Annotated in this window: 2 protein-coding genes; both read left to right on the top strand. The window is 62.0% G+C overall.

The genetic code is table 11. From position 1 onward, the window contains the following. Nucleotides 1–118 precede the first annotated feature (118 nt). Nucleotides 119–3958 carry a PVC-type heme-binding CxxCH protein gene (locus tag SGJ19_24710; protein ID MDZ4783461.1) on the top strand — a complete coding sequence of 1280 codons (3840 nt, stop codon included), beginning with the start codon at nucleotides 119–121 and terminating at the stop codon, nucleotides 3956–3958. A 274-nt stretch (nucleotides 3959–4232) separates the two neighbouring features. Continuing rightward, the coding region (locus SGJ19_24705; GenBank protein MDZ4783460.1) for a cellulose binding domain-containing protein at nucleotides 4233–4642 on the top strand (410 nt) is incomplete at its 3' end.

Below are 4642 nucleotides of genomic sequence, written 5' to 3'. Positions count from 1 at the left end.
TTTGAGCGACGACGCTTCGGTTCCAATCGTCGAACGCCTGAGCTTCAACTCTGACAACAGCACCACAGCGCGCCGCCAATTGACTTGTGGCAGGGTCGATATATTCACGAGACAACTCATGCAAATCGCAAGATCCTTAGCGTTCTCCGCCATATTTGCCGCTCTGCCGGCGCAACTGGCACGCGCCGATGAACCTGCCGCGGGTAGTCGCGCATGGATCAAGCTTTTCGATGGAAAAAGCCTCGACGGCTGGTACACGTACTTGCACGGTATCGGAAGAAACAAGGACCCACAGCGTGTGTTCCAAGTCGAGGGTGGCGCGATCCACGTGTATAAGGATCATGCCGCCGGGAGTAAGGCGCCCAAAGGTTACGTTGCCAGCGACGTGGAGTATGCGAACTACCACTTGCGCTTTCAATACAAATGGGGCGACAAGCGGTTTGCTCCGCGGAACGACAAACCACGCGATGCCGGTTTGCTGTTTCACGTCGTCGGTCCCGATCGCGTCTGGCCGCGATCGGTCGAATGCCAGGTGCAGGAGCAGGACACGGGCGATTGCTTTACCGTGATGGGTACGCAGATCGAGACAACCGTTGCCCCCGATTCGATAAAATCCGCCGATCCGCGGTATCTCGAGGCTAGCGCAGGTGGCGTGCCCTGCACGCGCGGCGGACCAAAGACGGTACGAACCATTAAGGGCGGAACGCATGAGAACGACGGATGGAACACCGTCGAGGTAATCGTCCGGAGCGGCGAGGGCGCCGTGCATATCGTCAATGGGAAAATCAATTTCCGCTCAACGAACTTGCGGCAACTTGGCGCCGACGGAAAGAGCTGGCAGCCGCTAACGCACGGCCGTATTGCCCTGCAGGCCGAGTTTGCCGAGGTCTACTATCGCAATATCGAGATTCGGCCGATTGAAGATAGGCCCTTGCAAGCGGCCATCGTTCCGCCCGCGGTGCATGTGCCCGCAGGCTTCGAGGTGACGCAAGTAGCTGGCCCGCCGCAGGTCGAGTATCCCACATTGGCGTGTTTGGACGACCAAGGGCGACTTTACGTCAGCGAAGGCGCGGCCGTGAACGATCCGTACGACGTGTTGACCAAGACACTTCCACGCTCGATCCGCCGATTGGAAGACACCAACGGAGATGGCGTCTACGACCGCAGCACCGTGTTTGCCGACAAGATGACGTTTCCCTATGGCGGCGTCTGGCACGATGGCGCCCTGTATGTTGCCTCCGATCCCACTCTGTGGCGGCTGGAAGACACCGACGGCGACGGAATCGCCGACAAGCGCGACGCGGTCATTTCGGGCTTTGGGTCCGAAGGCCATAGCTCGTGCATGAAGGGCGCCTACCTTGCGCCGGACGGATGGTTGTATTTTTGTGGCGGCAACGAAGGCGGCGGCTACGACCTCAAGGGCGCCGACGGCAAGTCGCTCAAGGATACTCGCACCGCGCCGTGCGTCTTCCGCATCCGGCCCGATGGTCGCGATCTGGAGGTGGTCGCCAACGGCGCGGCCGGCGTCTACGACCTTTGCTTCGACACAAGCGGAGACATTTTTGGAATCGTCACGATCCTGAAGTATCCGCGGGGCGATGGGCTGATGCACTGGACCTACGGCGGATCGTACGAAACCAGTCGCCCGAGATCGCGTTACGCCCGCTTCACCGGCGACCGACTACCTCCGCTTAAGGAATGGCCACAAACATCGCCTTCGGGCGCCATGCGCTACGAAAGCGGCGCATTTGGCGAGGAGTATCGCGGAAACATCTTCACGGCGCACTTCAACACGCATGTGGTGACGCGCAACGCGATCACCCGCGACGGCGGCGCGTGGAAAGTGACGCAAGAGGAAACATTCGTTCGCAGCGAGAGCACGAATTGCCGTTTCACCGACGTCTTGGAAGATGCCGACGGCAGCCTGCTGGTCGTCAACACCGGCGGCTGGTTCCGCATCGGCTGTCCCACGTCGCAAGTTGCCGAAGGGCCGTTGACCGGGGCCATCTACCGAGTTCGCAAGGTGGGCCAGCATCGCCAAGACGATCCGCGAGGTGCAAACATCGCTTGGAAGGACGCCAGCAACGACGCGCTTGTCGCGCTCCTTGGAGATGCGCGGTTCACGGTTCGCGATAAGGCGATTTCCGAGTTGGCGCGACGAGGTAAAGCCGCGACGCCGGCACTGCGCCAAGCGTTGCAAGACAAGTCGCCCGACGTGCGGCCCAACGCGGTTTGGGCATTGACGCGGATCGACGACGTCGCCGCCCGCGCGGCCGTTCGCGAAGCATTCGGGGATTCGGACTCGAACGTTTCGCTGGCAGCGTTGCACGGCGCCGGCTTGTGGCGCGACGCCGATGCGTCGGACCGCATGCTCGCGCTTTTGAAATCCGACCAGCCGGCAGTCCGTCGAAACGCCGCGACTGGACTAGGCCGATTGGAGAACGCTTCCGCGGCGCCGGCGTTGCTCGACGCCCTCTCCACGCGCCCGGATCGAATCGTCGAACACGCCATCATCTATGCGCTCATCGAGATCGACTCCCCCATAGCGACGCGAGCGGGGCTGAAGCACGCCGATCACAACGTCGCGCGCGGCGCACTGATTGCGCTCGACCAGATGCCGCATGGTGATCTGACACAAATCGATGTTGAGCCGTTGCTCACCCGCGACGATGCGGCGCTGCAAAACGCGGCGATCGACGTGTGCGCCCGCCACAAAGGATGGTCCAAGGGAGTCGTCAACCTGCTCGCCCGCTGGCTGGGAGATTCGCAGCTTTCTACTGACCGGCGTGCGTCACTCGCCGTCTCTCTGCGGAGCTTTCGCGGTGACCGAAACGTGCAACAATTGATTGGCGCTTCGTTGGCAAGTGCCAAAACAAGCGACGGCACGCGCCGCCTGCTTTTGGATACGGTCGCCGGAAGTGCCTTTTCAAAGGTTCCGTCAGCGTGGAACGAGCCGCTGCTAGGTTGCCTTCAATCCAGCGACGATAAGCTAGCGCGACGTGCCGTGGCTTCGATCGCCGCCAACCAGTGGCGCGCGTTCGACGCCCCGTTGCAATCGCTGGCACTCGACGCCAGTCGAGCCATGCCGGTTCGCCTTGCTGCGGCCACGTTCGTCGCGACAAACCGGAGTGCGCCGGACGATCGAGTGCTCGATCTGTTGGTCGCGCAATGTACCGCGGCCGAAACCGATCCCGTCACTCGACTCATGGCGGCACGCGTCCTCGGCGATGCACAACTCACTCCAGCCCAGTTGGAGCGGATGGCGCCGCGACTGGCCGCGGCTGGTCCGTTGGAGCTACCGGGGCTGTTGCGGCGCTACGAAGACGTCGAGCAGCCCGTCGCGGGCGAGGAGCTCTGTTCCGCGTTGCTCAAATCGCCCGGAATCGACAGCCTGTCGACCATCCGGCTCGAGCGGCTGCTGCGGCGCTATCCTCAGACGATACAGGACCGGGCCGCGTCGTTGCTCAACGCGCACGGCCACGACTCGCAGGCAATGGCCGCGCGACTCGATGAGTTGAAGCTGACCTTGGAGGGAGGCGACGCCGCGCGCGGGCGCGAAGTGTTTCAAGGCAAGGCCGCCTGTTCGCAATGCCATCGGGTGGAAAAACGCGGCAACACGGTCGGCCCCGACCTTTCGCAGATTGGCGAGACACGCACGCGCCGCGAGCTCTTGGAAGCCGTAGCCTTTCCCAGCGCGACGTTCGCACGCGGCTACGAACCTGTGACCCTCGTCACTTCGGCTGGGCTGGCGATGTCGGGGATCATCCGCCGCGAAACCGCGGACGATGTCTATCTGATGACCGCCGACCGCTCGGAGGCGCCGATTCGTCGCGATGAGATCGAGGAAATTGAACCCAGTCGCGTGTCTATCATGCCGCAGGGTCTCGATCGAACCATGACGCCCGACGAGCTGCGCGATCTATTGGCCTTTCTGACATCGCTCAAGGCCGGGCAGTAAAATCTACTTCCCTACGTATACGTCGGCCCATTTCAGACCACGCAGACAGTGCGTCTACGGCCGATTGTAGCGGTCAACGCGGTTGATCGACGCTCCACGATTGCTTCGGTCCACGAAGATTGCCCAGTGTTCGGAACCCATCGCAATTGGGCCGCGTAGTGCTAGTTAGCATCGATCGAGACGCAGCTTCCTTGTCGCCTATCTCCCTCCGCATATCGCGGAATTGAATTCGCAATCTTGCAAGCAATCTGAGCCCCACAGCAGCAGAGGTCTCATGCGCTACATCCCCGATTGGTTCATCGGCGGCGACTCGCGTCGCCGCAATGAAGAGCAACCATCCACGGCCCGACAGCGCCATCGAACGCTCAGCATCGAGCGACTCGAAACCCGCGCTCTGATGACCGCGTCGGTTACGCCGGTCTACGCGGTGACCAACGCCTGGAATTCCGGATTTCAGGCCGATCTGCGGCTCGAAAGCCACCAGGCCGCGAGCATCTCGGCCTGGCGACTCGAATTCGACATGGCCGCCAACATCACATCGATCTGGAACGCCAAAGTCGTCAGCCACACGGGCAATCACTACACGGTCGTGGGTGAGACTTGGGACAGCACGTTGCCCGCGAATGGCTCGGTCGATTTCGGCTTCGTGGCCTCGGGTGCGGCCTCGGCGAAACCGACCAACTA

Source organism: Planctomycetia bacterium, assembly GCA_034440135.1.
Taxonomy (GTDB): Bacteria; Planctomycetota; Planctomycetia; order Pirellulales; family JALHLM01; genus JALHLM01.
This window is presented reverse-complemented; position numbering and strand designations above follow the sequence as displayed.

What these genes read in the sequence shown, in the direction of transcription:
- SGJ19_24710 (MDZ4783461.1), top strand. Translation starts at nt 119, where the DNA reads ATGCAAATCGCAAGATCCTTAGCGTTCTCCGCCATATTTGCCGCTCTG.